This is a genomic window from Actinacidiphila paucisporea, assembly GCF_900142575.1.
In the GTDB taxonomy this organism is placed as follows: Bacteria; Actinomycetota; Actinomycetes; order Streptomycetales; family Streptomycetaceae; genus Actinacidiphila; species Actinacidiphila paucisporea.
On record NZ_FRBI01000019.1, the window covers coordinates 36,247 to 61,974 of the forward strand.

At 71.6% G+C, this 25,728-nt stretch carries 24 protein-coding genes; 8 read left to right on the forward strand and 16 right to left on the reverse strand.

All coding sequences use genetic code 11. The annotated features are described in order from the left end of the window. Positions 1-6: 6 nt before the first annotated feature. From larA to BUE44_RS24745, 6 genes are all read right to left on the reverse strand, one after another. Entirely contained in the window at positions 7-1,305 is a 1,299-nt protein-coding gene (larA, locus tag BUE44_RS24720; protein ID WP_073501196.1) for a nickel-dependent lactate racemase, read from the reverse strand. After that, positions 1,302-2,159 (reverse strand): amidohydrolase family protein, encoded by an 858-nt coding sequence (locus BUE44_RS24725; RefSeq protein ID WP_073501197.1) that lies wholly within the window; start codon positions 2,157-2,159, stop codon positions 1,302-1,304. Before BUE44_RS24725 ends, larA begins: the two co-directional genes overlap by 4 nt. Next, positions 2,156-3,139 carry an aldo/keto reductase gene (locus BUE44_RS24730; RefSeq protein ID WP_079190048.1) on the reverse strand — a complete coding sequence of 328 codons (984 nt, stop codon included), beginning with the start codon at positions 3,137-3,139 and terminating at the stop codon, positions 2,156-2,158. Before BUE44_RS24730 ends, BUE44_RS24725 begins: the two co-directional genes overlap by 4 nt. Then, the gene (locus tag BUE44_RS24735) at positions 3,136-3,984 is read right to left on the reverse strand and encodes a fumarylacetoacetate hydrolase family protein (protein ID WP_073501198.1); all 849 of its coding nucleotides are present in this window, start codon (positions 3,982-3,984) and stop codon (positions 3,136-3,138) included. Before BUE44_RS24735 ends, BUE44_RS24730 begins: the two co-directional genes overlap by 4 nt. A gap of 365 nt (positions 3,985-4,349) precedes the next feature. Beyond that, the gene (locus tag BUE44_RS24740) at positions 4,350-5,108 is read right to left on the reverse strand and encodes an SDR family NAD(P)-dependent oxidoreductase (protein ID WP_073501199.1); all 759 of its coding nucleotides are present in this window, start codon (positions 5,106-5,108) and stop codon (positions 4,350-4,352) included. Further along, positions 5,105-6,403 carry an enolase C-terminal domain-like protein gene (locus BUE44_RS24745; protein WP_073501200.1) on the reverse strand — a complete coding sequence of 433 codons (1,299 nt, stop codon included), beginning with the start codon at positions 6,401-6,403 and terminating at the stop codon, positions 5,105-5,107. Before BUE44_RS24745 ends, BUE44_RS24740 begins: the two co-directional genes overlap by 4 nt. 461 nt (positions 6,404-6,864) lie before the next feature. On the opposite strand from BUE44_RS24745, the gene BUE44_RS24750 reads away from it, so the two are divergent. From BUE44_RS24750 to BUE44_RS24765, 4 genes are all read left to right on the forward strand, one after another. Beyond that, entirely contained in the window at positions 6,865-7,932 is a 1,068-nt protein-coding gene (locus BUE44_RS24750; protein WP_107415828.1) for a sugar ABC transporter substrate-binding protein, read from the forward strand. 20 nt (positions 7,933-7,952) lie between these two features. Beyond that, complete coding sequence (locus tag BUE44_RS24755) at positions 7,953-9,461, forward strand: sugar ABC transporter ATP-binding protein (RefSeq protein WP_073501202.1); 1,509 nt, start codon at positions 7,953-7,955, stop codon at positions 9,459-9,461. Beyond that, positions 9,454-10,488: an ABC transporter permease gene (locus tag BUE44_RS24760; protein ID WP_079190049.1), complete on the forward strand. Its 1,035-nt coding sequence runs from the start codon at positions 9,454-9,456 to the stop codon at positions 10,486-10,488. The genes BUE44_RS24755 and BUE44_RS24760 overlap by 8 nt, the downstream gene beginning before the upstream one ends. 118 nt (positions 10,489-10,606) lie before the next feature. Beyond that, complete coding sequence (locus tag BUE44_RS24765; RefSeq protein WP_073501204.1) at positions 10,607-10,948, forward strand: L-rhamnose mutarotase; 342 nt, start codon at positions 10,607-10,609, stop codon at positions 10,946-10,948. A 329-nt stretch (positions 10,949-11,277) separates the two neighbouring features. Here the strand turns inward: BUE44_RS24765 and BUE44_RS24770 are convergent, their stop codons facing one another. Both BUE44_RS24770 and BUE44_RS35995 read right to left on the reverse strand, forming a co-directional pair. After that, a complete protein-coding gene (locus BUE44_RS24770; RefSeq protein WP_200804513.1) occupies positions 11,278-13,005 on the reverse strand; it encodes a HoxN/HupN/NixA family nickel/cobalt transporter in 1,728 nt (575 codons plus the stop codon). Between the two features lie 10 nt (positions 13,006-13,015). Next, complete coding sequence (locus BUE44_RS35995) at positions 13,016-13,375, reverse strand: tetratricopeptide repeat protein (RefSeq protein ID WP_143172573.1); 360 nt, start codon at positions 13,373-13,375, stop codon at positions 13,016-13,018. Between the two features lie 268 nt (positions 13,376-13,643). Here BUE44_RS35995 and BUE44_RS37155 point away from each other — a divergent pair, with 268 nt between their 5' ends. Beyond that, entirely contained in the window at positions 13,644-14,393 is a 750-nt protein-coding gene (locus BUE44_RS37155; RefSeq protein ID WP_143172574.1) for a hypothetical protein, read from the forward strand. Between the two features lie 51 nt (positions 14,394-14,444). Here the strand turns inward: BUE44_RS37155 and BUE44_RS24780 are convergent, their stop codons facing one another. After that, positions 14,445-14,738: a hypothetical protein gene (locus BUE44_RS24780; protein ID WP_073501205.1), complete on the reverse strand. Its 294-nt coding sequence runs from the start codon at positions 14,736-14,738 to the stop codon at positions 14,445-14,447. 270 nt (positions 14,739-15,008) lie between these two features. Between BUE44_RS24780 and BUE44_RS39355 the strand changes: the two genes are divergently transcribed. Next, positions 15,009-15,143, forward strand: a complete 135-nt coding sequence (locus BUE44_RS39355) for a hypothetical protein (protein ID WP_265737175.1) — start codon at positions 15,009-15,011, stop codon at positions 15,141-15,143. 115 nt (positions 15,144-15,258) lie between these two features. Here BUE44_RS39355 and BUE44_RS24785 read toward each other — a convergent pair whose 3' ends face one another. Beyond that, positions 15,259-16,425 carry a multicopper oxidase domain-containing protein gene (locus BUE44_RS24785; RefSeq protein WP_073501206.1) on the reverse strand — a complete coding sequence of 389 codons (1,167 nt, stop codon included), beginning with the start codon at positions 16,423-16,425 and terminating at the stop codon, positions 15,259-15,261. A 450-nt stretch (positions 16,426-16,875) separates the two neighbouring features. Between BUE44_RS24785 and BUE44_RS24790 the strand changes: the two genes are divergently transcribed. Continuing rightward, positions 16,876-17,595 (forward strand): tetratricopeptide repeat protein, encoded by a 720-nt coding sequence (locus BUE44_RS24790; protein ID WP_143172575.1) that lies wholly within the window; start codon positions 16,876-16,878, stop codon positions 17,593-17,595. 171 nt (positions 17,596-17,766) lie between these two features. Here the strand turns inward: BUE44_RS24790 and BUE44_RS24795 are convergent, their stop codons facing one another. From BUE44_RS24795 to BUE44_RS24820, 6 genes are all read right to left on the reverse strand, one after another. Beyond that, positions 17,767-18,627, reverse strand: a complete 861-nt coding sequence (locus BUE44_RS24795) for an anti-sigma factor (protein WP_322940621.1) — start codon at positions 18,625-18,627, stop codon at positions 17,767-17,769. Then, positions 18,624-19,211 carry an ECF RNA polymerase sigma factor SigK gene (gene sigK, locus BUE44_RS24800; protein ID WP_073501208.1) on the reverse strand — a complete coding sequence of 196 codons (588 nt, stop codon included), beginning with the start codon at positions 19,209-19,211 and terminating at the stop codon, positions 18,624-18,626. The genes BUE44_RS24795 and sigK overlap by 4 nt, the downstream gene beginning before the upstream one ends. A 102-nt stretch (positions 19,212-19,313) precedes the next feature. After that, positions 19,314-19,979, reverse strand: a complete 666-nt coding sequence (locus tag BUE44_RS24805; protein ID WP_073501209.1) for a fasciclin domain-containing protein — start codon at positions 19,977-19,979, stop codon at positions 19,314-19,316. A gap of 75 nt (positions 19,980-20,054) precedes the next feature. Then, positions 20,055-21,800: a molybdopterin-dependent oxidoreductase gene (locus tag BUE44_RS24810; RefSeq protein WP_079190052.1), complete on the reverse strand. Its 1,746-nt coding sequence runs from the start codon at positions 21,798-21,800 to the stop codon at positions 20,055-20,057. A gap of 213 nt (positions 21,801-22,013) precedes the next feature. Continuing rightward, positions 22,014-22,760: an aminoglycoside phosphotransferase family protein gene (locus BUE44_RS24815; RefSeq protein WP_073501210.1), complete on the reverse strand. Its 747-nt coding sequence runs from the start codon at positions 22,758-22,760 to the stop codon at positions 22,014-22,016. A 121-nt stretch (positions 22,761-22,881) separates the two neighbouring features. Then, positions 22,882-23,382 (reverse strand): MarR family winged helix-turn-helix transcriptional regulator, encoded by a 501-nt coding sequence (locus tag BUE44_RS24820; protein ID WP_073501211.1) that lies wholly within the window; start codon positions 23,380-23,382, stop codon positions 22,882-22,884. A gap of 37 nt (positions 23,383-23,419) precedes the next feature. Between BUE44_RS24820 and BUE44_RS24825 the strand changes: the two genes are divergently transcribed. Beyond that, entirely contained in the window at positions 23,420-25,672 is a 2,253-nt protein-coding gene (locus tag BUE44_RS24825; RefSeq protein WP_073501212.1) for an MMPL family transporter, read from the forward strand. The last annotated feature ends 56 nt before the right edge of the window (positions 25,673-25,728 follow it).

Sequence of the window (25,728 nt, forward strand, 5' to 3'; positions counted from 1 at the left end):
GGCCGGTCATCGCGCGCCGCCGGCCCGGGCGGGGACGGACAGATACGGGATGGTCTGCGGTCCTTCCGGCAGGACGCAGGCGCGGGCACCGGGGCCCGCCTCGGCGAGGGCCCGCGCGAGGGCCGCCGACACGTCGTCGGTCTGCCGCAGGTGGGCGGTGGCCAGGTCGGCGTCGCGGAGGTGGGAGGTGTGCATGATGACGCGGCTGGTGGACTGGATACGCGCCTGGATCTGGACCTGCCACTGGTCGGGAACGGTCTGCTTCCGCCGGCTGATCCGGTCGAGAAGGGCTTGCGGGGAAGGCGCTGAGGCGAGCACCTCGCGGTAGGAGCCGTGGTCGGGGAAGCCGTCCCGGCACTCGGCGGCGCAGATGATGACGCCGCCGGGTTTCACCACCTGGTGGGCGGCCGACATGCCCTTCACCGCCTGGTAGAGGTTCTGGTCCAGCGGGAAGCCGGAGTTGGTGGTGACCACCACGTCGAACGGAGCCTCCACCGGGCGCATGGCCAGTTCGCGGGCCGCGGCGGTGGCCGCTTCGTGCATGGCCAGGAGGTCGCCGCCGAAGGCGGACACCACGTCCTTGTCGCGGTTGAGGACGACGTCGAGCGCGAAGGTCACGCCGGTCGCCTCGGCGATGGCGCGGACGTCGTCGTGGACGGGGTTGCCGTGGATGACGCCCCATGTCGCGTTCCGGTGGCTGATCCGGCGGGCGTCGTGGAGGACCAGCACGGTCTCCAGGCCCGCGAGGCCCGGCGCCACGAGTTTCGGGCCGCCGGAGAACCCGGCGAAGAAGTGCGGTTCCACGAAGCCTGTAGTGATCCGGACGTCCGCGTCGGCCCAGGTCCGGTTGAGCCAGACCGGTACGCCGTCGCCGTGGTGGCCCATCCAGGCCAGCTGGTCGGCGTCGCGTGCGTCGTGGTTGACGATCCTCACCCGCCCGACGACGCCGGGGCCGAACATCGCCTCCAGTTCCGGCCCGCTGTTGCCGCGGTGCGTGCCGGTCGCCACCAGGACCGTGATGTCGTCGGGCCGCACGATGCCGTCGAGTTCGTCGAGCACGGCGGGGATCATCAGGTGCCGCGGCTGCGGCCGGGTGCCGTCGCAGGCGGAGATGGCGACGGTCTGCCCCGGGCGCACCCGCGCGCGCAGCGGCGGGCCCGCCACCGGATGGCGCAGCGCGGCCCGGATCGCGGCGAGCTGGTCGCTGGCGGCGCGGTGGTGGACGGGCTCGACCACGGTGGTCAGGGCTGGATCGACGTCGATGTCCAGTCCCGTCTCGCCGTAGGCCAGGCGGACGCGCTTCATGAGGGGTCCTTCAGCTGGTAGACGTGCTTGGCGGTTCCGGCGAAGACGCGGGCGCGCTCCTCCGCCGTGAGTCCGCCGGTGAGCTGTTCGGCCGCGTCCAGTACGTCGCCGTAGCCGGCCGCCAGCAGGCTCACCGGCCAGTCGGAGCCGAACATCAGCCGCCCGGGACCGAAGGCGTCGATTGCCGTGTCGGCGTACGGTCGCAGGTCGTCGACCGTCCACGCCGCGTGGTCGGCTTCGGTGACCAGCCCCGACAGCTTGCCGTACACGTTGGGCTCGGCGGCCAGGTCCCGCAGCAGGCCGCGCCACGGCTCCAGCGCGCCGGACGCCACGGGCGGCTTGGCCAGGTGGTCGAGGACGAAGGTGAGGTGCGGCAGTGCCCGTACGCTGCTGAGCGCGGCCGGCAGTTGGTGCGGCAGGACCAGCAGGTCGTACGCCAGGCCCGCGTCCGCGACGGCGGCCAGCCCCCGGCGCACGTCGGGCCGGCCCAGCCACTGCGGATCGGACTCGGCCTGCACCAGGTGCCGGACGGCCGCCAGGTGGGCGCCTCCCGGCCCGGCCTTGAGCCCGGCCAGGGTGTCCGCGATGCCGGGAGCGGTCAGGTCGGCCCAGCCGACCACGGCGGCCACTTCGGGCACCCGGGCGGCGACGGCGAGGAATTCCACCGTCTCGTCGTGGTCCGGAAGGACCTGCACCAGGACGGTCCGTGAGACGCCGGCCGCGGTCGTCTCGGCCAGCAGGTCCCGCGGCGTGAAGGGGCGGTGCAGCGCCTCCAGGCCGGGCTCGGTGAGCCAGGGCTGCGGGCGGTGTGCCGGGTCCCACAGGTGGTGATGGGCATCGATGATCTCGGTCACCGCGCAGACCTTTCGGCGTCGAGGGCGGCCCACACCGCATCGGGGATGTCGAGGGCCGCGTGGGAGATGTTGGCGGCGACCTCGTCGGAGCTGCGCGCTCCGACGACGACACCGGTGACGGCCGGGTGCCGTGCCGGGAACTGCAGGGCCGCAGCGGCCAGCGGCACCCCGTGGGCGGCGCACAGCTCTTCCAGCCGCCCCGCCCTGCGGAGCGTCGCCGCGTCGGCCGGTTCGTAGTCGAAGTGCGCGCCCGGCCGGGGGTCGGCCAGCACGCCGCTGTTGAAGACGCCCGCGGCCAGGACCGCGACGCCCTGCTCCGCGCAGCGCGGCAGCAGTTCGTCGGCGGCCGAGGTGTCGAGCAGGGTGTGGCGACCGGCCACCATGACGAGGTCGACGTCGGTCTCGGCGACGAACCGGCACAGCATGGCGGTCTGGTTCATCCCGATGCCCACCGCCTTGACCACCTCTTCGTCGCGCAGCCGGGCCAGCACGGGGAAGGCCTCGCCCGCGGCCTGCGCCCAGTGGTCGTCGGGGTCGTGGATCAGCACCAGGTCGACGCGGTCCAGGCCGGTGCGCGCCAGGCTCGCTTCGAGGGACCGCAGCACGCCGTCGGCGCTGTAGTCGGGTACCCGCGCCAGGGCCGGGGCCCCGTGGAATCCCGCGGTGTCCGGGTCGGCGGCGGGTGTCAGCAGCCGGCCGACCTTGGTCGAGACGGCGAACTCCGACCGTGGCCGGCCGGCGAGGAAGCGGCCCAGCCGCTGTTCTGCCAGGCCGGCTCCGTAGTGCGGGGCGGTGTCGAAGTAGCGGATGCCGTGCTGCCAGGCGGATTCCAACGTACCGGCCGCCTCAGCGTCGGTGACCGGGGCGAAGAGGCCTCCCAGCGGACCGGTTCCCAGGCCGAGGCGCAGTCCGCCGCCGCAGGCCGGCCGGGAGCCGAACAGCTCGGCGCCGACGTCCACGTGCCGCACGTCCCCGCTCATGCCTGTCCGAAGGCGTGGCGCTGGCGGCCGAGCCGGGGGCTCTCGATGGTGACGACGTCCCCCTTGACCAGATAGGGGAAGTCGTTGGCGCCGAACGCGACACCCGCGGGGGTGCCGGTGTTGATGACGTCACCGGGTTCGAGCACCATGAACTGGCTCAGGTACCAGACGACATGGTGCGCGCCGAAGACCATGTTCTTGGTGTGCCCGTCCTGGCGCAGCTCCCCGTTGACCCACAGCCGCAGTTCCAGGTCGCCGGGGTCGCCGACCTCGTCGGGAGTGACGAGGTAGGGGCCGAGCGGGTTGAAGGTCTCGCAGGATTTGCCCTTGTCCCACTGGCCGCCGCGCTCGTGCTGGTAGGCGCGTTCCGTCACGTCGTCGGCGAGCGTGTAGCCGGCGATGTGGGCGGCGCTGTCGGCCGGGCTGTCCAGGTAGCGGGCGGTACGGCCGATGACGACGGCCAGTTCGACCTCGTAGTCGGTCTTCGCGCTGCCGCGCGGGATGAGGACGGTGTCGTCGGGTCCGACCACGGTGTTGGACGCCTTCATGAAGACCACCGGTTCGGCCGGCACCGCGGTCGCGGTCTCCGCCGCGTGGTCCCGGTAGTTCAGGCCGATGCACACCACCTTGCCCGGACGGGCCACCGGTGCTCCGATACGCAGTCCGGCGACCGCGATGGGCCGCAGCCGGCCCTCGTCGAGCTGCTCGCGGGTGCGCTCCACCCCGCGGTCGGCGAGGAAGGCCCCGTCGATGTCGCGGGTCACGCCGGACAGGTCGAAGGCCGTGTCACCGTCCATGACGGCGGGGCGCTCGGCGCCCGCGGTCCCGATGCGCAGGAACTTCATAGGGCGTCGTGCTCCTCACGGGGCCCTGGAGCCCGGGGTCATCGCGTCGATTCCCTCGGGCCGGACGACGCGTCCGGCCCGAGGATGCCTCTTCCTTCACTGACTGTCAGCGACCGGCACCCGGGTCGGCCACAGCGGGAAGTTAACACTGAAGTCCCATGTCTGAGAAGACAGGTCGGCGAGATCGCCGGGGAGTGATCTCGACGTCGAGGGTCTTACGTCCCGAAGTTACCTCTCCTATCTGCGCCTTCACCAAAGCGTCAGCAATGTGCCCGGGTTGACAGGGGAAGGCGCCAACCCCGATCCATCCTACGTATGTTGCCCTGGCCCTGCCGGACAGCTGCCCGGCAGGGCGGTTCGCCGGCTCAGGTCCTGGGCCGCAGCCGCAGCCCGCTCATCCCGCCGTCGACGGCCAGGTCGGTACCCGTCGTGGCCCCGGCCAGCGGACTGGCGAAGTAGGCGATGGCCGCGGCGACCTCCTCCGCGCTGACCAGTCGGCCCATGGGCTGGCGGGCGCTGAGCGCCGCCCGTTCGGCCTCCGGGTCGTCGGCGGCGTCCAGCAGGCGGCCCACCCACGGGGTGTCAGCGGTACCGGGGTTGACGCAGTTCACCCGGATCCCGTCGGCGACCAGATCCGCTGCGGTGGCGCGGGTGAGCGCCAGCACGGCGCCTTTCGTCGCGGAGTACAGCGCCCGCTGCGGCAGGCCCGCGGTGGCGGCGATCGAGCAGGTGTTGACGATCGCGGCGTGCCGGGATGCCCGCAGGTGGGGCAGCGCCGCTCTGGTGACCCGGACCAGGCCGAACACGTTGACGTCGAAGACGTCGTGCCACTGGCTGTCGTCGTTGTCCTCCACGGTGCCCTGGGCCCCGATCCCGGCGTTGTTCACCAGGATGTCGATCCCTCCCAGCACCCGTGCCGCCTCGGCCACCGCATGGCGTACGCCCGCGTCGTCGCGTACGTCGGCCTGGACGCCGGCCAGCGGCGCGGGCACTTCGGCGGGCTTGAGGTCGAGGCAGGCGACCCGGGCGCCGCGGCCGGCCAGCAGCCGGGCGGTCGCCAGGCCTATCCCTGAGGCCCCTCCGGTGACGACGGCGCACAGACCGTCGAACTCCTTGTCGCTCATGCGTTCCTCCACACCGGTCCGTCGGGAAAGCGATGGTCGGCCGCCGACTGCGGCAGCAGCCGGGCGCCCAGTCCCGGGGACAGGGGCGCGGCGTAGCGGCCGTTCCTGACGACGACGGGGTCCTCGAAGTGCTCGTGCAGGTGGTCGACGTACTCGATGGTCCGGTCCTCGGTGCTGCCGCTGACGGCGACGTAGTCGAACATCGACAGGTGCTGCACCATCTCGCACAGCCCCACGCCTCCGGCGTGCGGGCAGACCGGCACGCCGAACTTGGCCGCCAGCAGGAGGATGGCGACGTTCTCCGTCACGCCCGCCACCCGGCTGGCGTCCATCTGGAGGACGTCGATCGCGTCTGCCTGCAGCAGCTGCTTGAACATCACCTGGTTGTGGCAGTGTTCACCGGTCGCCACCTTGATCGGTGCCACCGCCCTGCGGACGGCGGCGTGGCCGAGGATGTCGTCGGGCGAGGTCGGCTCCTCGATCCAGTACGGGTTGTGCGGAGCCAGCAGGCGCATCCACTCGATGGCCTCCTGCACCCCCCAGGCCTGGTTGGAGTCCACGGCGATACGGATGTCGGCGCCCACCGCCTCCCGGGCGAGTGCCATACGGCGTACGTCGTCCTCGCGGTTGGCGCCGACCTTCAGCTTGATCTGGGTGAAGCCGTCGGCGACCGCCTCCTTGGACAGCCGCAGGAGCTTGTCGTCGCTGTAGCCGAGCCACCCCGGCGTCGTGGTGTAGGCGGGGTAGCCCGTTCGCAGCAGCTGCTCTTCCCGCTCCTGGCGCCCCGGTGCGGCCCGGCGGAGGATGGCCAGCGCCTCCTCGGGGGTGAGGGCGTCCCGCAGGTAGCGGAAGTCGACCAGATCCACCAGTTGCTCCGGCGACATCCGGGAGAGCAGCCGCCACACCGGCAGCCCTTCGCGCCGGCCGAAGAGGTCCCAAGCCGCGTTGACCACGGCGGCGGCGGCCATGTGGACGACACCCTTGTGCGGGCCGAGCCAGCGCAGCTGGCTGTCGCCGGTCAGGAGCCGCGAGAACGCCCCCAGGTTGCCCAGGACCTCCTGCACGTCCAGGCCCACGACCAGGGGCTCCAGCGCCCGGATCGCCGCCACCTGGACCTCGTTGCCGCGCCCGACGGTGAAGGCCAGGCCGTAGCCCTCCTCGTCACCGGAGGTGCGCAGCACGGCGTAGGCCGCCGAGTAGTCGGGCTCCGGGTTCAGGGCGTCGGACCCGTCGAGGTGCTGCGAGGTCGGGAAGCGGATGTCGTGGGCCTCCAGGGCCGTTATCAGGTCAGCCATGCCGTGCCCCGCCCCGCTCGCCGCCGACGTGGCCTGTGCGAGCCGTCAAAAGCGCCATGTGGTCCCATCCCTTCTCGATCCCCGCCTGCGTGATGCGATACACCATGAGACATGGGATGGATTAAGGCTGACGAGGCGGGGTTCTGTCCAGGGCATGGAGCATGCTTCCTCATGAGGCCGCTGCGTGTTCCGGTAGTTGTCCCTCCAGGTGGACAGTGCTGCCGGACGAGTCCTGCGAGGGTTCGGTGACCTGCCTACCTCGCGTTTCAGCCCTCGCAGTGTCCGCTCTCTGGACAAGGGCCTCTACGGGGGCCTATAAATCCATCCCATGTCAGGGAGTCTCGGGATCATTCCTCGGGCACCCCCGTCACGACGAGGAGGGGCGCCCGCAGAAGGGACCGCGCTCCGCCCGGTGTCCGACCCCGCCCGCACGACGACTCCAGGAAGAAGCGATGAAGTCCTTGCTCACCAGAACGGCCGTCACCGCGACGGTCGGTGCCGTGCTCGCCGTCTCCGCGCTCGCTGCCTGCAACAACAGCTCGTCCTCCGGCGCGGGGGGCTCGGACGTCGTCGGTGTCGACTACCCCCGCTCGGACACCGACTTCTGGAACTCCTACATCAAGTACACACCGCAGTACGCCAAGCAGTTCGGGCTGGCGCTGAAGACCACCAACTCCCAGAACGACGTCGCCAAGCTGACGTCCAACGTGCAGACCTTCATCAGCCAGAACGTCAAGGGCGTGGCCATGGCCCCCCAGGACACCGCAGCCATAGCGCCCACCCTCGATCAGCTCGCGGCGAAGAACATCCCGGTGGTCACCGTCGACACGCGCCCCGACACCGGCAAGGTGTACATGGTCGTCCGCGCCGACAACCGCGCCTACGGCGAGAAGGCCTGCCAGTTCCTCGGCACGAAGCTGAGCGGCAAGGGCGCGGTGGTCATGCTGGAGGGCGACCTGTCGTCCATCAACGGCCGCGACCGCACCGAGGCGTTCAACTCCTGCATGCAGAAGAACTTCCCCGGGATCAAGGTCTACGGAGAGGCCACCAACTGGGACGGTGCCACCGCCGCACAGAAGCTGCAGACCGACCTGACCGCCCACCACGACATCAAGGGCGTCTACATGGAGTCCAGTTTCGCGCTGTCAGGGACGCTGCAGCTGCTCAAGCAGCGCGGACTGCTCGTCGACCCGAAGGACCCCAAGCACATCGTCGTCGTCTCCAACGACGGCATCCCCGAGGAACTCGCCGATATCGCCGCGGGCAAGATCGACGCCACCGTGTCCCAACCGGCCGACCAGTACGCCCAGTACGCCCAGTACGCCCTGTACTACCTCAAGGCCGCTCTGGCCAAGAAGACCTTCAAGCCGGGCCCGACCGACCACAACAGCACCATCGTCCAGGTCAGGCCCGGCGTGCTGGAGGACCAGCTGGCCGCGCCGCTGGTCACCGCCGACGGCTCGACCTACGGCGGGGTGGCCAGTGTGAAGAGCGCCGACACCTCCCTGTGGGGCAACAACCTCAAGTGAGGGGGAAGGTGGAGACACCCATGGCCACGTCGCCACCCGTCGCCGAAGCGACGGACATCGTCAAGCGGTTCGACTCCACCGTGGCGCTCGACCGGGCCCGGATCACCGTCCACCGGGGCCAGACACACGCCCTGGTGGGCCGCAACGGTGCCGGGAAGTCCACGCTGGTGTCCGTCATGACCGGGCTGCAGGCGCCCGACCAGGGCCAGATCCGCTTCGACGGCGAGCCGGCCCCCCGGCTCGCCGACCGGGACGCCTGGCGGCGGAAGGTCGCCTGCGTCTACCAGAAGTCGACCGTCATCCCGGAACTGACCGTGGCCGAGAACCTCTTCCTCAACCGCCTGGAGCGCGGTCCGCTGCGGCTGGTCGACTGGGCAGCGGTGCGGCGCAGGGCACGGGACCTGCTGGAGCAGTGGTCGGTGCAGGTCGACGTTCGGCTGCCGGCGGGAGCGCTGAGCATCGAGCAACGGCAGTTCCTGGAGATCGCCCGGGCACTGTCCTTCGGGGCCCGCTTCATCATCCTCGACGAACCCACCGCCCAGCTGGACGCCGCGGCCATCAGCAGGCTCTTCGGCCGGATCCAGGACCTCCAGGAGCAGGGCGTCACCTTCCTGTTCATCAGTCACCACCTCCAGGAGGTCTACGACATCTGCGACACGGTGACCGTCTTCCGTGACGCCCGGCACGTCGTCACCGCACCGGTGGCCGATCTGGCGCGCGCGGACCTGGTCGCCGCCATGACCGGGGACGCCGCACCGTCCGCGCGGACGGCTGCCCCCCGCCCGACCGGACACCGGTCGGACGAGGCCCTGCGGGTGGACGCGCTCACCCTGGCCGGCCAGTACGAGGACGTCACCTTCACCGTCCGGGCCGGCGAGATCGTCGGGCTGGCCGGAGCGGCCAACAGCGGCCGTACCGAACTCGCCGAGACCGTCGTGGGCCTGCGGACAGCCGACACCGGCACCGTGGTGATCGACGGCGCCCGGCCCCGGCCGGGCAGCATCCCCGCCGCGCTGAGAGCCGGGACCGGCTTCGTCCCGCAGGACCGCCACCATCAGGGGTACGTGCCCCAGATGTCCGTCGCCGACAACAGCACCCTCAGCGTGCCCCGGCGCCTGGGCAGCCACGGCTTCATCAAGGGACGTACCAGGGACGCCATCGCGGGCGCCATGATCGAGCATCTGGCGATCAAGACGAGCGGCCCCGACCTGCCGGTGGCGGGCCTGTCCGGAGGCAACCAGCAGAAGGTCGTCATGGCCCGGGCGCTGGCCGACAACCCGAAACTGCTGGTGCTGATCACCCCGACGGCCGGAGTGGACGTGCGGTCCAAGGACTTCCTGCTGCGCAAGGTCGAGGAGACGGCGCAGGACGGCACGGCCGTCCTGCTCGCCTCCGACGAACTCGACGACCTGCGCGTCTGCGACCGCGTCCTGGCGATGGTCCAGGGCCGGATCGTCACCGAGACGGCCCGTGGCTGGAACGACCACGAACTCGTGGCCGCGATGGAAGGAGTGGACCTCGATGCCTGAGAGTGTGGCCACCGGCCGGACGACCGACACCGGGACGCCGGCCCCGGCCGTGACGGCCGAGCGGAGGATCGCCTTCGCGCGGCTGCGCGACCTCGCCCTGATCCCGGCGATCATCGCGATCGCCATCGTGGGACAGCTGGTCAACCCGGTCTTCCTGCAGACCGACAACATCATCAACGTCCTGCAGACCATGTCGGAGATCGCCGTCCTGGTCCTGGCCGAGACCATGGTCCTCATCGTCAAGAAGATGGACCTGTCGCTGGAGTCCACCGCCGGCCTCGCCCCCGGCGTCGCGGCCTGGCTTACGGTGCCCTCGGGCGCGGGGCACGGCCTCGGCCTCCTGCCCGGAGGCTGGGCGGTGCCTGTCACGATCGCCGTCGGCCTCGCCATCGGAGCGGTCAACGCGCTGTTCGTCATCAACTTCGGACTGAACGGGTTCATCGTCACGCTCGGCATGCTGATCGTCCTGCGCGGCATCCTCACCGGGATCTCCGGCGGCCAGACCTTCTTCCACCTCCCCGGCTCCATGCTCTACGTCGGCACCACGCAGTGGCTCGGCATGCCGGCGTCCGTCTGGCTGTGCCTGCTGCTGTTCGCCATCGGCATCGTCGTCCTCGGCTTCACCAGCTTCGGGCGCTCCCTGTACGCCATCGGCGGCAACGTCGACGCGGCCAAGGCGGCGGGCATCCGCACCGACCGGGTGCTGTGGATCGTGATGGTCACCGCCAGCGGCCTCGCCGCCCTCGGCGGGCTCATGCTCTCCGGCAGGCTCGCCTCGGTGGCGTCGGCTCAGGGCAACGGCTACATCTTCACCGTCTTCGCCGCCGCCGTAATCGGCGGAATCAGCCTGAACGGCGGCCGGGGAAGCGTCTTCGGCGCGTTCACCGGCATCCTCCTGCTGTACCTGATCCAGAACGTGCTGACCCTCGGCGGCGTCCCCGCCCAGTGGATCGGTGCCCTCAACGGGTCGATCATCCTCATCGCCCTGGCCCTCTCCCGCATCACCGGGGGCAAGGTCCAGGAGTGACGCCGGCCGGGACGCGCGCACCTACCGCGCGCGTCCCGGCAGACCCATGCCATCCGCACCCGCCACGCCGGAACCGTACGACCTTCTCCGGCAGGCGCCGGCCCTGAGAGGTATCCGCATGAAGCGCATCGCCCAGACCATCCGGCTGCGGCCGGAGCGCCGCGAGGAGTACCTGGCACTGCACCGCGAGGTCTGGCCCGGCGTCGAGGCGGCGCTGCGCGCCGCGAACGTACGCAATTACAGCATCTTCCTTCGCGGTGACACCCTTTTCGGGTACTTCGAATACCACGGGGAGGACTTCGCCGCCGACATGGCCGCCATCGCCGGTGACCCGGAAACCCGCCGCTGGTGGCAGCTGACGGATCCGTGTCAGGACCCGTGGGACGACGCCGGCGTCGGCGGCAACTGGTCCGACCTGGAGGAGATCTGGCACCTGGCGGAGGCCCCGCCCGCGACCTGACCGGCAAGGGCCAGAAGTGAGCTCGCTGGGCCTTGGATCGTCGTACCAGGCGTCGGTGGCGGTGGCGTGCAACCGCAGGGCAGGGGCATCGGTGCTGTCGCGCAGGTCGGCCACGCCGGTCCTGGATCAGGGCCGTGTGAGCCGGGCGTAGAGGGCGTTCCAGGCGGTGTCCTGGGCGGTGGGCGGCTTGTGGTCGCAGAAGGGCAGTGCGCGCTGGGAGGTGCAGTAGCGGAGCATGTCGAGCACGGCCAGAGGGGCGGGACGGCGTTGGCATGGTTGCCCTCCTCGGGGCTGGTCGGGTGCGGGGGAGCGCTGGGAGATGGTCGATGTCACACGGGTACGGCTCGCAGGGCGGTCCCGATTCCGACGGCCAGAATGAGGGTGGCCGTGCCCAGCGGGATGAGGCGTGTGCCCCAGCCGGCCAGTGCGTGCCAGCGGCTTCCTTCGAATGTGGGGACCTTGTCGCGGAGTCTGAGCAGGAGGAGCCCGGCGGCGGCGAGTGTGGCGGCCATGCCGAGGCCGTAGCAGATGACGAGCAGGACGCCGAAAGCGGTGCGTCCCAGTGCGATGGACCCGAGCAGCACCACGAGGGCGGAGGGGCTGGGGACCAGGCCGCCGGCGATGCCGATGCCGACCAGGCCGCCTCCGCCGCGATGTGGGCGGGGGGCGTGACCGTTACGATGCCGGCCGAGCCAGTCGTGGGTATGGGGGCGGTTCCCGTGCTCGTGCCCATGGTGGTGGTCGTCGTGGCCGCCGTGAGTGTGGCCGTGGTCGTGCTCCAGATCGGGGTCGGGGTCGTGGTCCGCGGTCGGTGGGTGGTCGAGGACTGCGGTCGCTGAGCTCTGCGCCGCGGCGTCCGGCCCTGCAGAGGCCGTAGCCGCACCCTTGTCCATCTGCGCGTGGTCGTGGGTGTGCGGTGCCGGGCTGTGGTGGTGGTCGTGACCGCGGTGCCGCGGCGTCGCTGGTTTCGGGTCCCGCAGGGTGGTCAGCGCCGCGGGCAGCAGCCACAACCCTGCAGCGGTGATGACCAGTCCGCTCGCCGTGCCCAGCCAGGCAAGGACGTCCTCGCCGACCAGCGCGGAGGAGACGCTCAGAGCCACCCCGAGGGCGAGTACCGAGGCGGTGTGGGTGAGCGTGACCGTTCCGGCGACGGTGACTGCGTCGCGCGGGCGGCCCTGACGGCCGGCCAGATAGGCGGCCATGATGGTCTTTCCGTGCCCGGGAAGCGCGGCGTGACCGGCTCCCAGGACCAGGGACATGAGGATCGCGAGCATGCCGACGGGCAGGGTGAGCGTGCCCCGGTCGGTCAGCGCGCCGAGGTGACGGTCGAGCTCGGTGTACCAGTCCGCCGCCCAGCCGGCTCCCGGCGTGCTCGCGGCGGCGGCGGCTCCGGAGCCGGCACCGAGCACCACTGCCGCGTGGCGCGTGTCGAGTGGGCTGGTCAACAGGTCCGCGGGATATGCGTGCAGTTCCCGCGAGACCGATCGTGTGGGAACGTCCGAAGTGCCGATGGGGATGCCATCACCCCGTGCGGTGATCTCGTGCCAGCCGATACGGGAGTCGTCGACGCCGGAGGCGAACTGCACCCGGGTGCCGCGCCCCAGGGCGGCTTCGGCTGTCAGCCGGCACTCCAGGCGTCCGGTGTCCAGGCCGGCCTGGCCGTGCACGAGGTGGTAGCTGCTGGTCTGCAGACGGAAGGTGAGCACTTCCGGCCTTGCGGAGTCCGCTGGCGCCGGCGATGTGGCGGCATGGATGCCGGCGGTCAGGGCTGAGCACGCCTTTCGGGCCTCGCCGGCTGCTTCGGCAGTGCTGAGAACACCGTCGTGGTCGGTGTCCATCGCCGGCTTGGCCTGGAGGGTGGGGATCTCCGCGGTGTCCACCACCGCGAGGTCCTCGACACGGTCGGGGCGCAGCGTGAGGCCGTCGTAGCGGTTGACGGTGAAGTTGCCGAGGGGGTGGGCGGCGGCGGGGCCGGCTGCCGCCCACATCAGGGCGGGGACGGGGGGACGGCGGCCAGCAGCAGGGCTGCGCGGCGGATGCGGCGGGTGCGGGCGCACGCGGGGAGACTCATCGCTGTCCTTGGAGACGGGCCAGACGCGTCCGCGCGTCGGGCGCGAGAAGCGGGGAGAAGCGGGGGTTGTCGGTGAGCGCTCGGGTGAGGTCGGCAAGCGCCGAGCGGTCGTCGCCGAGGGACTGTTCGATGACGGCGCGGTGGTAATGCTGCAGGGCGTCGCGCCAGCCGAGCCGGTCGGCCTGCCGGGCCATCGGCAGTGCCTCGGGGTCGCGCCCGGCGCGGTGCAGTGCCCAGCCGAGTGCGTCGGCGACCAGGATGCTGTGCCGCCGCGTCCATTCGGCGGTCAGCACAGTGACGGCGCGGTTCGGGTCGCCGTGGTCGGCCTGGTACTGGCCGAGGTTGAGGTCGTCCACCACGCCGTTGGCGGCGAAGAGCCTCTGCTCGGCTTGGAGGACGCCGTACTCGGTTCGGGCCTCGCCGTCCCGGCCGAGGGTCTGCAGCAGTTCCCCGAATTCCAGGACGTACTGGGGCCGGGGAACGCGTGCGACGGCGGTTCGGTAGTCGGTGACGGCACGGTCGGTCTGCCCGAGGGCCGCCTCCGCGCGCGGAACCGGCCAGCGCGGCAGTGTACGTGGGGTCGGCCGTCAGGGCCTGCCGGTAGTGGCTCAGAGCATCCTGCGCGTGGCCGGTGTTGAAGGCGAGTTCGCCCAGGTAGTGCTGGCAGAAGGCCACGTCGGCCGGCGACGAGGCGTCCTGGAGGGCGCGTTGCAGGGCTTGGCCGGCCTCGCGGGTGCGGCCGTGCAGCTCAAGGGTGTAGGAGGCGCGGGTGAAGGAATCGGTGGAGGGGTGCAGGTCCAGCATGTGCTGGATGGCGTCCTGCGCTGCCTGGTCGTCGCCGAGCTGGGTCAGCGCGTCGTTGAGGGCGCCGTAGGGCGCCCAGGCGTACGGGTCGTCGGTGATGGCCCGGTCCGCCCAGGTGCGGGCCTGGGCGAACTGGTGCCGGGCGTTGGCAAGTCCGGCCATGCCGGTGAGGGCCGCGGTGTTGTGCTGCGGCTGGAGGGTGAGCGAGCGTCGCAGCGCGGACTCGGGCTTGGGGTACAGCGTGGGATCGCCCGTCAGCCGGGCCTGCTCGACGTAGGCGGAGCCGAGTTGGGCCCAGCCCGAGGCGTCGGTGGGCTGATGCCGCAGCCGTGCCTGGAGCGTGGTGATGGCGGCGCTGATGGTCCGCGGTCCGCCTCGGCCGATGTCGCCGCTCCCGGGGGCGGACAGGGGAGCCGGCGGGCCGGACGGGCCGGCGGAGTCCTCCAGGGCCGCGAAGCCTGCGAGGCCGGCACACAGTGCGGCGGCGGTGGCGATCAGTGCAAGGCGGCGCATGGGGTCGTGTCCTCGGCTTCGGCGGCGGTTCGGCGGCGGCTGGTGCAGGTCGGGTGAGCCGGTACCCGGTGCGGGCCGGTGGGGCCGTGTCCGCACCGGGACCCTGGGTCATCCGGCCTGGTTCACCGCGTTGGTGAAGGGCAGGGCGATGTAGGGGAAGCTGCCCGTGTACAGGCGCCCGGGTCCGTTGACGCGGTCACCGGCGGCCAGGGCCTGGACGAGGTGGCCGGGAGTGGCGCCTTCGAGCGAGGCGGTCAGCGGCGCCTCCCGGTGGCTGGACGCCTGGCCGACGCCGGCGCCCGGACCGGCGAGTGCCGCACCCGCAACGGCGGTGCCCAGTGCGAGCAGCAGGGCGGCCGACTTCCGCCGGCCGACGTCGGGCGGTTTTCTGCGAAAGGTCATGAAGCGGCTTTCTCTGGGGCGGAGGACGCGGCCCAGTGGGCCACGTCACACGCTCCTGCCCTGTTCGTCCCCGAGACGCCGCCGGGTGGGCCGGGGCGGCCGACTCCACCCGGGTGGCCGATAAAGCTTTCGCCCAGTGGTGGAAGCGGGGGCGCGGGCAAGGCCGGCCGTCCTGCGAGGGCTTCCGCACGCCCCGCCGTACGCCCCGGGCATTCCTGCGGTTTCCGACGTGCGGCGGCTGTGGAGGGTACGGAGAGAAGACGAGGGCGTATGACCACGACCGGACCCTCTGCCGCTGAGTCCATCCACGCCCGAGGGGTGTGGAAGTTCGGCCGCATCGAGGAGCGCTGGACCCCGCCCCAGGTCCCGCGGCCGGAAGTGCGTACCGCCGAGGAGCGAGCCTGAGGGATCCTTCGGCTCTCGGAGAGGCACGGATCTTGCGTCGTTCCTTCTGCATGCCGCGCCGAAAGGCCCCGCTCCGCTGCGCCGGCGGGCGCCACGGTCGGAGCCCCTCGGACGGTCATGTGGTGACGCGGTAACGGCCGACCATGCCGCCCATCATGTGGTCGGTGACATGGCAGTGGTAGATCCAGTCGCCCGGGTTGTCCTCGGTGTACTCCACGGTCAGTGTGGTGGACGGGCCGAGGATCTGGGAGTCGACCCATCCTTGGTAGCCCTGGGCGCTTTCCCAGCGGTGGCCGTGGATGTGGAAGACGTGGAATTCCTTGCCCAGCGCGGCGATACGCCAGCGAACACGTTCGCCGACCTTCGCGGTGAAGGTCGGTGTGTTGTCGACGAACGCGCCGCCGTTGAACATGTCGAGGTCCTGTGCCAGGGACGGGACGTCATCGGTGTAGGCGTCGTGCAGGACGAGGGTGAATTCGCGGTCCACCGCGGGGGTGTTCGCGTCGGTGACCACGAGCATGCCGAGCAGGCCGAGTTCGGCACCGATCTCCATCGTCGCACCGCTGCCCATGTCCTCGGCAGGGCTGGGCTGGGCCGGGGCGCCGGCAGGTGCGGGGATGGACTGCGGAACGGAGTGGTCGTGATAGAACCACGTGCCGACCGAACTGGGCTTGCAGTGCCACGAGTACGTGTGGGTTCCCCCATAGGGGATCGCGGTGCCCGGGATGTCCGGCTCGCCGGCGAGCCATCCGCCGTCGTTGTCCCGGTCGTACTGGACGCCGTGCGGGTGGATGCTGTGCGGCCACTTGTAGTGCACGTCGTTGTTACGGAAGTGCACCTTGACGGCATCCCCGACCTCGGCGCGCAAGACCGGGCCGGGAATACCGGTGTTCGCGCCGATGCCATCGGCGCCCTGATCGGCGGCCAGCGGGCGACCCCAGCCCGGAGTGTAGGCGCGGAAGCCGATCGCCTGGAACGTGGTCTCGCCCGGGGTGAACTTCCGGCCCATCATGCCGTCGTACCCGTTGGGCACCGGATTGTGCTCGAAGGAGTCAGCCTGGAGCCAGTACTCCCGCACGCGGCCAGTGGCCCCTGCCACCGCGGCGGCTTCCGAATCCGGGTCCGCGGCCGTGCCCGGTCCGCCGGCCCAGGCGGGCTGCGCGCGGCCGGCCAGTGCCGCGGCGGCGCTGCCCCCGAGCAGCGCCCGCAGCGCCGACCTGCGCCCGGTGCCCCGCCGTCGGCTGGTGACCTCGTCGGATTCTCGTTCCCCGTCACCGGGCATGGCGGCCCTCTTCGGTGCACGTGGAGGGCGGTGCCGCAGTGGGCATCAGCGGGCGGGATATCAAGGCATTCCTCCGGGAGTGACGTGGGCGGTGGAGCCTGCGGTGGGCAATTCCGAGTGGACGCCCCAGCGTCGGCGAAGCGTCCTTCAACAGGCGGTCGGCGCCGGTGCAGGTCAGGACCGCCCCGAGGTGGGGCAATCCACATCCCTACCCGGCCGCCCCGCGGGTCGCCGCCCGTCACCGGGCCTGTCACCCGCCCGGGCTACCGTGACCACCGGAGCGACGTACAGGTCTCGCCGATCGCTCCTGGCGGTGATAAGCCGGTCGTTTCGTTCATCCGGAGGCTTCCAGAAGGGTGACAGGGCGGCCCCCTTCGGCTCTGCGGCGTTGCGGCCCTCCGCCCCAGGTGATCACTTGTGTACAGCTTGAGCCGCATAACGGGCAGCTTGATGAACAGTCGCCGCCTTCGACTGGCACGCGCCGGCCAGCGCGTCGCCCCGACCTGTACCGCCCTGCTGCAGGCCAAAGCCCACGCAGAAGCAGCACTCGGGGAGACCGGCACCGCGATCACGGACCTCACTCGAGCCGTGCAGCGCGTCCCCCAACCCGAATACGTCCTGCAGCTCGGTGAGCTCTACCAGTCGCTGGGACGCACGAAGGAAGCCGACCAGCAATATCAGGTCTTCCGTGCCGAACAGCAGCTCTTCACCGCCAACGGCGTCGCCCTGGACTCGGATGCCGCCCTCTTCGAGGTCGACCACGGCGACCCGGTTCGCGCCCTGACCATCGCCCGGCAGGGCTTGAGGACCCGGCCCTTCATGGACACCCACGACGCCCTGGCCTGGGCGCTGCACGCAAATGGCCAGGACCGGCAGGCCCTGGCCGAATCGGACCTGGCTCTCGCCCAGGGCACCCGCAGCGCCCTGTTCCACTACCACCGGGCGTTGATCGAACGAGCCCTCGGCGAGACCGCCGCAGCCCGCACGGACCTGAGCCAGGCCCTCGCGATCAACCCCCACTTCAATCCGCTGCAGTCCCGGCGGCTCGCGCCGCGCTGGCAGCCATGCAATAAGCGCCCAGCGGAAGGGGCAGGCAGTGGAAGCCGCCTCGGCCGGGCTTGCTCCGGTCCCGCCAGCCGCCCCGGCACTGAACGCGAGACGGCAAGGTGATCAAAGCCGGAGACCGATCAACGGGTCGCGGACCCGGGCGGTGGCCGAGGCCCTGATGGCGCGCGGTACGCCGGTGCCCCCCTCCCCGCCCTCCCGGCGCTCGCGAGGTTCGCAGCGCGGCCGGTCCGAGTGGTTTCCGTGCCGACGGGCCGGCAAGGTCCCGGCGGCGGGTCACAGGGGGAGAAGAGCCAGGGGCGAGCCGGTCGGCGCCCGGGAGCCGCCGTGGGGCTCGGCGGTCACTCCGACCGCGTCGGCGCCGGTGGTGCTGCCCTCCAGCAGCAGCGAGCCGCCGGTGGGCCCGGAGGCGAGCAGGCCGGCGGATACCATGGTGCCGCCCCGGCTGAACCACAGTTGATAGACGCGGTCGTTCGGCAGCCGCGGCAGGTCGTGGTAAAGGACGGCCGCCTTCCCCAGCTGGGCGGACGCCACCACGGTCGCGGTGCCGCCGCCGACCAGCGGGCGGGTGTGGAAAGTGGCGTCGGGCGCGGACGCGACGGCGGTGACTGCCGTCGCCTGCTGCTCGGCCCGCGCGGCGTGGTCGCGCGCCACGTCCGCCTGGTGCCGGGCGTCGACCGCGACGCCGGAGGCGACGGCCGCCGCGAGGCAGGCGGCAGCGACCAGGGCGGGCAGCTGGTACCGGCGGCGGGGGGCCACAAGTACAGGGCGGGCGGGCGGAGGGCCGGCCCGGCCGGAGGGCCGGAAGGGGTCCGGGCCGCCCTGCGCCGGCCCGGGAGCGTCGAAGGGATCAGGGTACCCGTAACACTGCGGATCCCCGGAAGTCAGGGGCGGCAACTGCCGCACCTCGGGCAGCGCCGCCATGACCCGTACCCGCATCCGCGCCGGCGGTGCCTCGGCCACGGCCAGCGCCAGCCGGGCTGCGGTCTCGCGCAGCTCCTGTACCTCCTGGGCGCAGGCCCGGCACCGCGCCATGTGCCGGGCGAACGCGCCGGACTCCGTGTCCGAGAGCGCGCCCAGAGCGTAGGCCCCGGTCAGCGTGTGCAGGTCGTCGGTGTGCAGGTCATCGGTGTTCACGCGGTCACCCCCAGGCAGTCGCGGAGCCGGATCAGGCCGTCCCTCAGTCGGGTCTTGACGGTGCCCAGGGCCACGTCGAGCAGGTCGGCGGTCTCCCGGTAGGTGTAGCCCCGGTAGTAGGCCAGGGTCACCGACTCGTGCTGGAGTTCCGTGAGCTGCTGCAGGCAGCGCCGTACCTGTTCCCGTTCGAGCCGCCGCTCCACCTGCTCGGCGACCTCGTCGAACGGCGTGCCGTGGTCCCGCGATGCGGCTTTCTGGTCGCGGTTGGCGGACGCCTGCGCAGAGCGGACCCGGTCGACCGCACGGCGGTGGGCGAGCGTCATGATCCAGGCCATGGCGGTGCCCTGCCGCGGGTCGAAACGCGCGGAGCACCGCCAGACCTCGATGAGCACCTCCTGGGCGACCTCCTCGGACTGCGCCGGGTCGCGGACGACCCGGTGCACCAGTCCGAGGACGGCGCCGGCGACGGCGGTGTAGAGCGTTTCGAACGCCTGCTGGTCGCCACGGGAGACGCGGTCGAGCAGCGTCTCCAGGGCTCCGGAACGGGGCTCCGGGTCCTGGTCGTCGCGTGCCGCCACGCGCATAGGCACCTCCGTGGGTAGAACGGTCAGCAGGTATTCGCAGCCGTCACCGGCCCGGATTGGTCGCCTCGGCTCCTTTCTCCGCTCTTTCCTCGGCTCAGCTGCTCAGCTGCTCGGCGGCATCAGGACGGTGTCGATGATCTGGACGGTCGCGTTCGCCGTCGTCACATTGCCGCACACCACGTTGGCGCTGCCGTTGACCTTGTACGACTCTCCGGAGCCCGACGTGGTCAGCGTGCCCTTCTCCAGGGTGGTGTACGTGCCGTGGGCCAGGCCCTCGGGTGCCTTCACCGGTTGGGCGACCACGTGGTACGTAAGGATCTTGGTCAGCATCGCCTTGTCGGCCAGGACCTTGTCCAGGGTGGCTTTCGGCAGCTTGGCGAAGGCGTCGTTGGTGGGCGCGAAGACGGTGATGTTCTGCGCGCTGTTCAGGGTGTCGACGAGGCCGGCTTTCTGCACCGCCGAGACCAGCGTGGACAGCGCCGGGTTGTTGGAGGCCGCGGTGGCCACCGGCGCGGTGGACATCCCGTCGAAGCTGCCGGCGCCGGACTTCGGTACGGCCGCACAACCGGGCCCGAAGGGCTGGTTCATTGCGGCGGCGGCTGAGGTGGCGGGCGAGGACGGCATCGACGTGGTGGCCGATGCGGAGGCGCCGCCGCCGGCGTTTGACGAGGAGTCCTTGTCGCTGCTCGAACAGGCGGTGACGGCGAGCGGCAGCACGGATGCCGCGGTCGCGGCGACGAGGAGACGGCGAGTGGAGAAAGCGCGCATGGTGCACTCCGTAAGGGGGTGAAGGGGTGAGAGGTGGAAGAGGCGATGGGCCGGGTCAGGTCAGGCGGGGTGAGGTCAGGTCACGGTGACCACCACCGAGTGCCAGCCGGTCGCGCCGTCGGGGAGGGTGCCGACCCGGTACTCCGGCTGCGTCCGGCCCTCGCGGTCGGTCGCGCGGACCTCCAGCGTGTGTTCGCCTGGTGTGGCCTGCCACGGCCACACCCACTGCCGCCAGGTGTCGGCGGAGTCCTGCGCTCCCAGCCGCGCGGTGTGCCAGGCGCCGCCGTCGACCCGCACCTCGACCCGGTCGACACCGTGGTGCTGCGCCCAGGCGACGCCGGCCACCGGTACGGAGCCGGCCTTCGGGGTGGCGAACGGCTTGGGGGTGTCAATGCGCGACTCGGTCTTGATCGGCGCCCGGCGCGACCAGCGCCTTCGCACCCAGTACGCGTCGTATGCGTCGAACGTGGTCAGTTCGAGCTCCTGGAGCCACTTGCACGCCGACACGTATCCGTACAGGCCGGGGACGAGGACGCGGACCGGGAAGCCGTGGGCAAAGGGCAGCGGCTCGCCGTTCATGCCCACGGCGAGCATCGCGTCGCGGCCGTCCATGACGGTCTCCACCGGAGAGCCGATGGTCATGCCGTCCACCGATCGGGCGACGAGCTGGTCGCTCGGGCCGCCCCGCGACGGCGGCTGCACCCCGGCCTCGCGGAGCAGGTCGGCCAACCGCACGCCGATCCAGCGGGCGTTGCCGACGTACGGGCCACCCACCTCGTTCGACACGCAGGTCAGCGTGATGTCCCGTTCGATCAGGTCACGGCGCAGCAGGTCGGCGTAGCTCAGGCTCAACTCCTGCCGCACCCCGAGGCCGTGCAGGCGCAACCGCCACGTGGTGGCGTCCACCTTCGGCACGACCAGGGCGGTGTCGACCCGGTAGAAGGCCGGGTTGGGCGTGAGGAAGGGGCTCAGGCCCGGCACCCGCAGGTCGGCGCCGGCCGGCACCGCCCGTGCGGGCGAGGCGGGCCGGGGCAGGACGACCGCCGCACGGGAGGCGGCGGCGGCCGCGCCGTGCCGGCTGTTGAGTGTCCGACCGAGCAGTCCCGCCCCGGCCGAGGCGGTCGCGGTGGCGGTCGCCGCGAGGACGAAGCGACGGCGGTCGAAGGAGCGGGGCTCGGGGAGAGGAGGACTGGGGGGACCGGCGTCGGCAGCCGGGTCGGCCGCGGGTGCGGGACCGGGATTGGGATCGGGAGGGGACGCCGGCGGGGCGCCTCGCAGCGCCAGGATGCCGACCAGCATCCAGAGCACCGCCGTGCCCACCGCTGCGCCCACCACCGGGGGCAAGACGTCCAGGCCGTGCCGGTCCGGCCGGCTCCGGGCAGCGAGCACGCCGACCACCCCGAACACCAGCACTGCTGCTGAGGCAGAGCGGCGGAACCGCAGCGCGGCCACGCCCAGGGTCAAGGCGAACAGCGCGAGCATTACGACGATGCCCGACTCCAGCACCGGCTTGTCGTTGGTGCCGAAGTGCCTTACCGCGAAGTCTTTCAGGGCCGGCGGGGTACGGTCGATCACCGCGCCTCCGACCGTCACCACCGGGCTGGCCTGGGGCCGCACCGCGGACGCCGCCAGCTCGGCGACACCGAGCGCCGCGGCCCCGGCCGACAGACCGCACACCGCGCCCAGGACAAGGCGCCCCGAACGACGTCCCGCACCCGCACCGGTGCGCGACCGCGACGGCAGGAGCCGTGGCAGCGGCTCCCGCACATCACTCGTGGTGCCCGCGGGACGGGCGGGCTCCCTGCGTCGGTTGTCGGTCATGCAAGCTCTTCGTCGCCGAGCCCATGGCGGATTGCTCACTACTTCCACGCGTGACGTTCCGCCCGGTGGGAACCCCGAAGTTTCCATCTCTTGCAACACGCTGCGCCGGCAGATCGGTCCGGAGGCTGACCAATTATGAGAAGCCGCAGCTGCAGCAGCGGCAATGGCATCCGGAGGAGGATGACACCGGCAGATCCCAGGGCCCGCGCAGCCTCACATCCGGGATCTCAGCACGTCGACCTCGCAGCCCGGAGCGAACGGGTCGAAGCCGTGCTCGGTCAGCCAGCGAACGACCAGCAGGCTCCGCAGCGACCACCACGCGCGGATCACGTCGAGGTCGACGCCGGTGCCGTAGCCGGCTACGACGTCGCCGAGGCGTTCCTCGTGTCCGAGCGTCAAGATGGCGAGGTCGAACAGGGCGTCGCCCCGGCCCGCCTCGGACCAGTCGATGATGCCCGTGACCTCGTCACCGTCGACGAAGACATGAGTGATCTGCAGGTCGCCGTGCGTGAACACCGGAGTCCACGGCCGGAACGCGGCCTCGGCGACCTGGCGGTTGCGGGTGACCAGGTCGGCGGGCAGGACGCCGTTCGTCACCAGCCACTCGCACTCGGCGTCGAGCTCCGCCGCCAATTCCTCGCGATTCCGGCCGGCTTGGCCCTGCCGGGCCGGCAACGGCGCGTCGTGCAACGTCCGGACGGCGGCACCCGCCGCGCCCCACGCCGCCGTGGACGCGGTCGACGGTTCGCCGAGACGGCCGAGCGCCGTCCCCTGGACCGCGGCGAGCGCGAGCACGGGCGGCCTGCGCCACAGGACCTCCGGGGTCGGGACCGGTGCCAGGACCATCGCCTCGACCTCGACGTCGATGCGCGCCTGATCGGCGTCCACCTTCAAGAACACATCGCCCACGCGCAGGGTCGCGCGCTCGGAATGGGCGACGACGACTTCGACCTCATCCATGGGCGGTCAGTATCCCGGCGATGACCGTCCACGTCGCCGGGTTTACGGCGTGCGACGGTGCGCTGGTCGCGTCCCGGGGTTCTCGTGCACGATCGGCGCTCGGCTCCGCTACGTCGGGCGGCTACGTCGGGCGGTTGTCGCCGGCGTCGGGCAGGTACGCCTCCAGGGTGTCGCAAACCGTCGTCAGAAACCGTTCCAGAGCGTCGAGGTCGCCGGGGGTGAGGGATTCCAGCGCCTGGCTCGTGGCGTGGCCGAGCGGTCCGAAGAAGGCTCTCGCGGTCGCCCGCCCCTGGTCGGTCTGGTAGAGGTGGACCGTCCGCTGATCGGCGGGGTTGTCGCGACTGCGCCGCACGTGTCCTGACGCCTCCAGCCGGTCGATGACGTAGCTCGTGCCGCCGGCTGACAGGCCCAGGTGCTCCCGGAGCGTGCGGGGCGTCAACGCGGTCCCCGCGTTCTGCGCCTGGATCACCGACAGCAGGGCCTGCAGGTCGCTGGCCTGGAGGCCCTGGGCAGAGGCGAAGCTGTGGGCGAGCTGGGTGGAGGCGACCGCGTACCGGCGCAGCCCGTGCAGGATGCTGTCGGCGTCGCCGCCGGTACGCCCGGTCGGGTGGTGGTGAGTCATGCCGGATACCTCATGGGCGGCAGGGTAGCCTGCCGGCATGGACCATTCAGTCAGTGAATCAGTCCGGTTGTCGGGGACCGCCCGCCTGGCGCAGTGGTCCGTTCGTCACCGCTGGCTCGTCATCGCCTTGTGGGTCGTCCTGGCCTTGGCCGGCGCCGTCGCCGCGAGCCAGTCCAGCAGTCGGCTGTCGTTCACCTTCGACCTGCCGGGCCAGCCCGCTTTCGAGACGAACTCCGCGATCGTGAGCCGGTTCGGCTCCGGCGGGGACAACCCGCCGCTGGTGGCCGTCGTCCACTTGCCCGCCGGAGCGAACGTCGACTCTCCCGGCGTCGAACGGCGGTTGGCCGCGGCCTTCGACTCCGCGGCCAAGGCCCTGCCCGGCGCGCGCACCGCCTCGTATCCGGCCACACACGACCGGGCCTTCGTCTCGGCCGACGGCCGCACCACCTTCGCCCTGCTCTACCCGGTACCTGACTTCACCAGTTCCGACCCGTACAGCAAGGCTCTGCCCGCGTTGACCCGCTCGCTCGCCGACGTGCGGGTGGCAGGTGCGCCGGTGCATGTCACGGGCGCGTCGGTGCTCGCCTCAGGCGGCTCCAGCAGTGGCAACAGCGTGCTGGCGGAGACGTTGTTCGCCGGTGTCGCCGCCCTGGTGGTGCTGGCCGTGGTGTTCGGGTCGCTCCTGGCCCTGCTGCCGCTGCTGATCGCGGCGGTGGCCATTCCCAGCGCATTCGTCGTGATCTACGCCCTCACCTATGCCACCACCATGTCGACGCTGGTACAGAACATCGTCGCGCTGGTCGGCCTCGGGGTGGCCATCGACTACGCCTTGCTCGTGGTCACCCGATGGCGCGAAGAGCTCGCGAGGAACACGAGCGGCGGCACACCGGGCGGCGCACAGACGCCGCTTCGCCGTGCGGCGCCCGAGGCGAACCGGGGGGCGGTGATCGCCTCGGCGGGGACCGCGGGCAGTTCGGTGGTCTTCTCCGGTGTCACCGTCGCGGTCAGCCTGGCCGCCCTGGCGCTGACCCCTGTGCCGTTCCTGCGCAGCATCGGACTCGCCGGGATGCTCATCCCGCTGTTCAGCATCGGCGTCTCCACCACGCTGCTACCGGTCGTCCTGGACGCCATCGGGCCGCGTATGGAATGGCCGCGCAAGAAGCCGGCCTCCACGACGAGCCGGATGTGGACCGCCATCGCCACCTGGGTGGTCGCCCACCGCGTCATCGCCGCCGCCGGCTCGCTGGCCGTACTCGGACTGCTCATCGCACCCTTGGCAGGCCTGAACCTGGGCGAGCCCCAGGCCAAGGCCACCGCCTCGACGGCATCCGCCGACGCCAAGGCCGGATTCCGGCTGCTGGACACCTCAGGGATCGGCGCCGGCGTGCTACGCCCCACAGAAGTCCTCACGCCCGCCGCCGCGACGTACCCCGCACCACGCGGGATCACCGTGGCCGCGCCGCCCGCCTGGCAGCGCGGGAGCCTGCGAGTCGTGGACGCCTGGTCACCCGCCGACCCGTCCAGCGCCGCCGGCAAGGACACGCTCAGCGCCGTCCGCAGCGCGGCGGCGAAAGTGCCCGGCGCGCGTATCGGTGGTTCTCCCGCCCAGGACGCGGACTTCATCGACGCGCTGTACGGCCCCAACGTGGTCTTCATCATCGCCGCCATCGTGATCCTGACCGTGCTGCTGCTCACCCGGGCGCTGCGCTCGGTGTGGCTGCCGGTCAAAGCCCTGCTCCTCAACGCCATGTCCCTGGCCGCGGCGTTCGGCGTCCTCACCTTCGTCTGGCAGCAGGGCCACGCCACGCAGACCCTGTTCAACGCCCCGGCCACCGGCGCGGTCACCTTGTGGGTTCCGCTGGCCGTCTTCGCCCTGCTGTTCGGCCTGTCGATGGACTACGAGGTGTTCATCCTGACGCGCATCAACGAGGAGTACGCCACGAGCGGTTCGACGGACAAGGCGGTCATCGCCGGCATCGGACACACCGGCCGGCTGGTCACCTCCGGCGCGCTCATCCTCTTCCTCGCCTTCGTCGCCCTCGGCGGCGTCCCGCAGACCGACGTCAAGATCCTCTCCACCGGCCTGGCCGCTGGGATCATCCTGGACGCCACGATCATCCGCGGCATCCTGGCACCCGCACTGGTCGCTCTCCTCGGCCGCTTCAACTGGTGGATGCCCACCTGGGTCGCACGGGCGCTGCGCATCCGACCGCTGGTCGCTCCCGATCCCGGACATGACGCCGCGACAGCATCGTCGACCGGCTCCCGTCCGACGCCAGGGCCGCAGTGACCCCCTGACCGGGCCCGGCCGGCGGCAGCGGCAACCCACGGAGGCGCAGAGGTGGG

Coding starts and splice junctions, on each gene's coding strand:
- larA (WP_073501196.1), bottom strand. CDS start 1,305: ATGAAGCGCGTCCGCCTGGCCTACGGCGAGACGGGACTGGACATCGAC.
- BUE44_RS24730 (WP_079190048.1), bottom strand. CDS start 3,139: ATGAGCGGGGACGTGCGGCACGTGGACGTCGGCGCCGAGCTGTTCGGC.
- BUE44_RS24735 (WP_073501198.1), bottom strand. CDS start 3,984: ATGAAGTTCCTGCGCATCGGGACCGCGGGCGCCGAGCGCCCCGCCGTC.
- BUE44_RS24740 (WP_073501199.1), bottom strand. CDS start 5,108: ATGAGCGACAAGGAGTTCGACGGTCTGTGCGCCGTCGTCACCGGAGGG.
- BUE44_RS24745 (WP_073501200.1), bottom strand. CDS start 6,403: ATGGCTGACCTGATAACGGCCCTGGAGGCCCACGACATCCGCTTCCCG.
- BUE44_RS24755 (WP_073501202.1), top strand. CDS start 7,953: ATGGCCACGTCGCCACCCGTCGCCGAAGCGACGGACATCGTCAAGCGG.
- BUE44_RS24760 (WP_079190049.1), top strand. CDS start 9,454: ATGCCTGAGAGTGTGGCCACCGGCCGGACGACCGACACCGGGACGCCG.
- BUE44_RS24765 (WP_073501204.1), top strand. CDS start 10,607: ATGAAGCGCATCGCCCAGACCATCCGGCTGCGGCCGGAGCGCCGCGAG.
- BUE44_RS24780 (WP_073501205.1), bottom strand. CDS start 14,738: ATGACCTTTCGCAGAAAACCGCCCGACGTCGGCCGGCGGAAGTCGGCC.
- BUE44_RS39355 (WP_265737175.1), top strand. CDS start 15,009: ATGACCACGACCGGACCCTCTGCCGCTGAGTCCATCCACGCCCGAGGG.
- BUE44_RS24785 (WP_073501206.1), bottom strand. CDS start 16,425: ATGCCCGGTGACGGGGAACGAGAATCCGACGAGGTCACCAGCCGACGG.
- BUE44_RS24790 (WP_143172575.1), top strand. CDS start 16,876: ATGAACAGTCGCCGCCTTCGACTGGCACGCGCCGGCCAGCGCGTCGCC.
- sigK (WP_073501208.1), bottom strand. CDS start 19,211: ATGCGCGTGGCGGCACGCGACGACCAGGACCCGGAGCCCCGTTCCGGA.
- BUE44_RS24805 (WP_073501209.1), bottom strand. CDS start 19,979: ATGCGCGCTTTCTCCACTCGCCGTCTCCTCGTCGCCGCGACCGCGGCA.
- BUE44_RS24810 (WP_079190052.1), bottom strand. CDS start 21,800: ATGACCGACAACCGACGCAGGGAGCCCGCCCGTCCCGCGGGCACCACG.
- BUE44_RS24815 (WP_073501210.1), bottom strand. CDS start 22,760: ATGGATGAGGTCGAAGTCGTCGTCGCCCATTCCGAGCGCGCGACCCTG.
- BUE44_RS24820 (WP_073501211.1), bottom strand. CDS start 23,382: ATGACTCACCACCACCCGACCGGGCGTACCGGCGGCGACGCCGACAGC.
- BUE44_RS24825 (WP_073501212.1), top strand. CDS start 23,420: ATGGACCATTCAGTCAGTGAATCAGTCCGGTTGTCGGGGACCGCCCGC.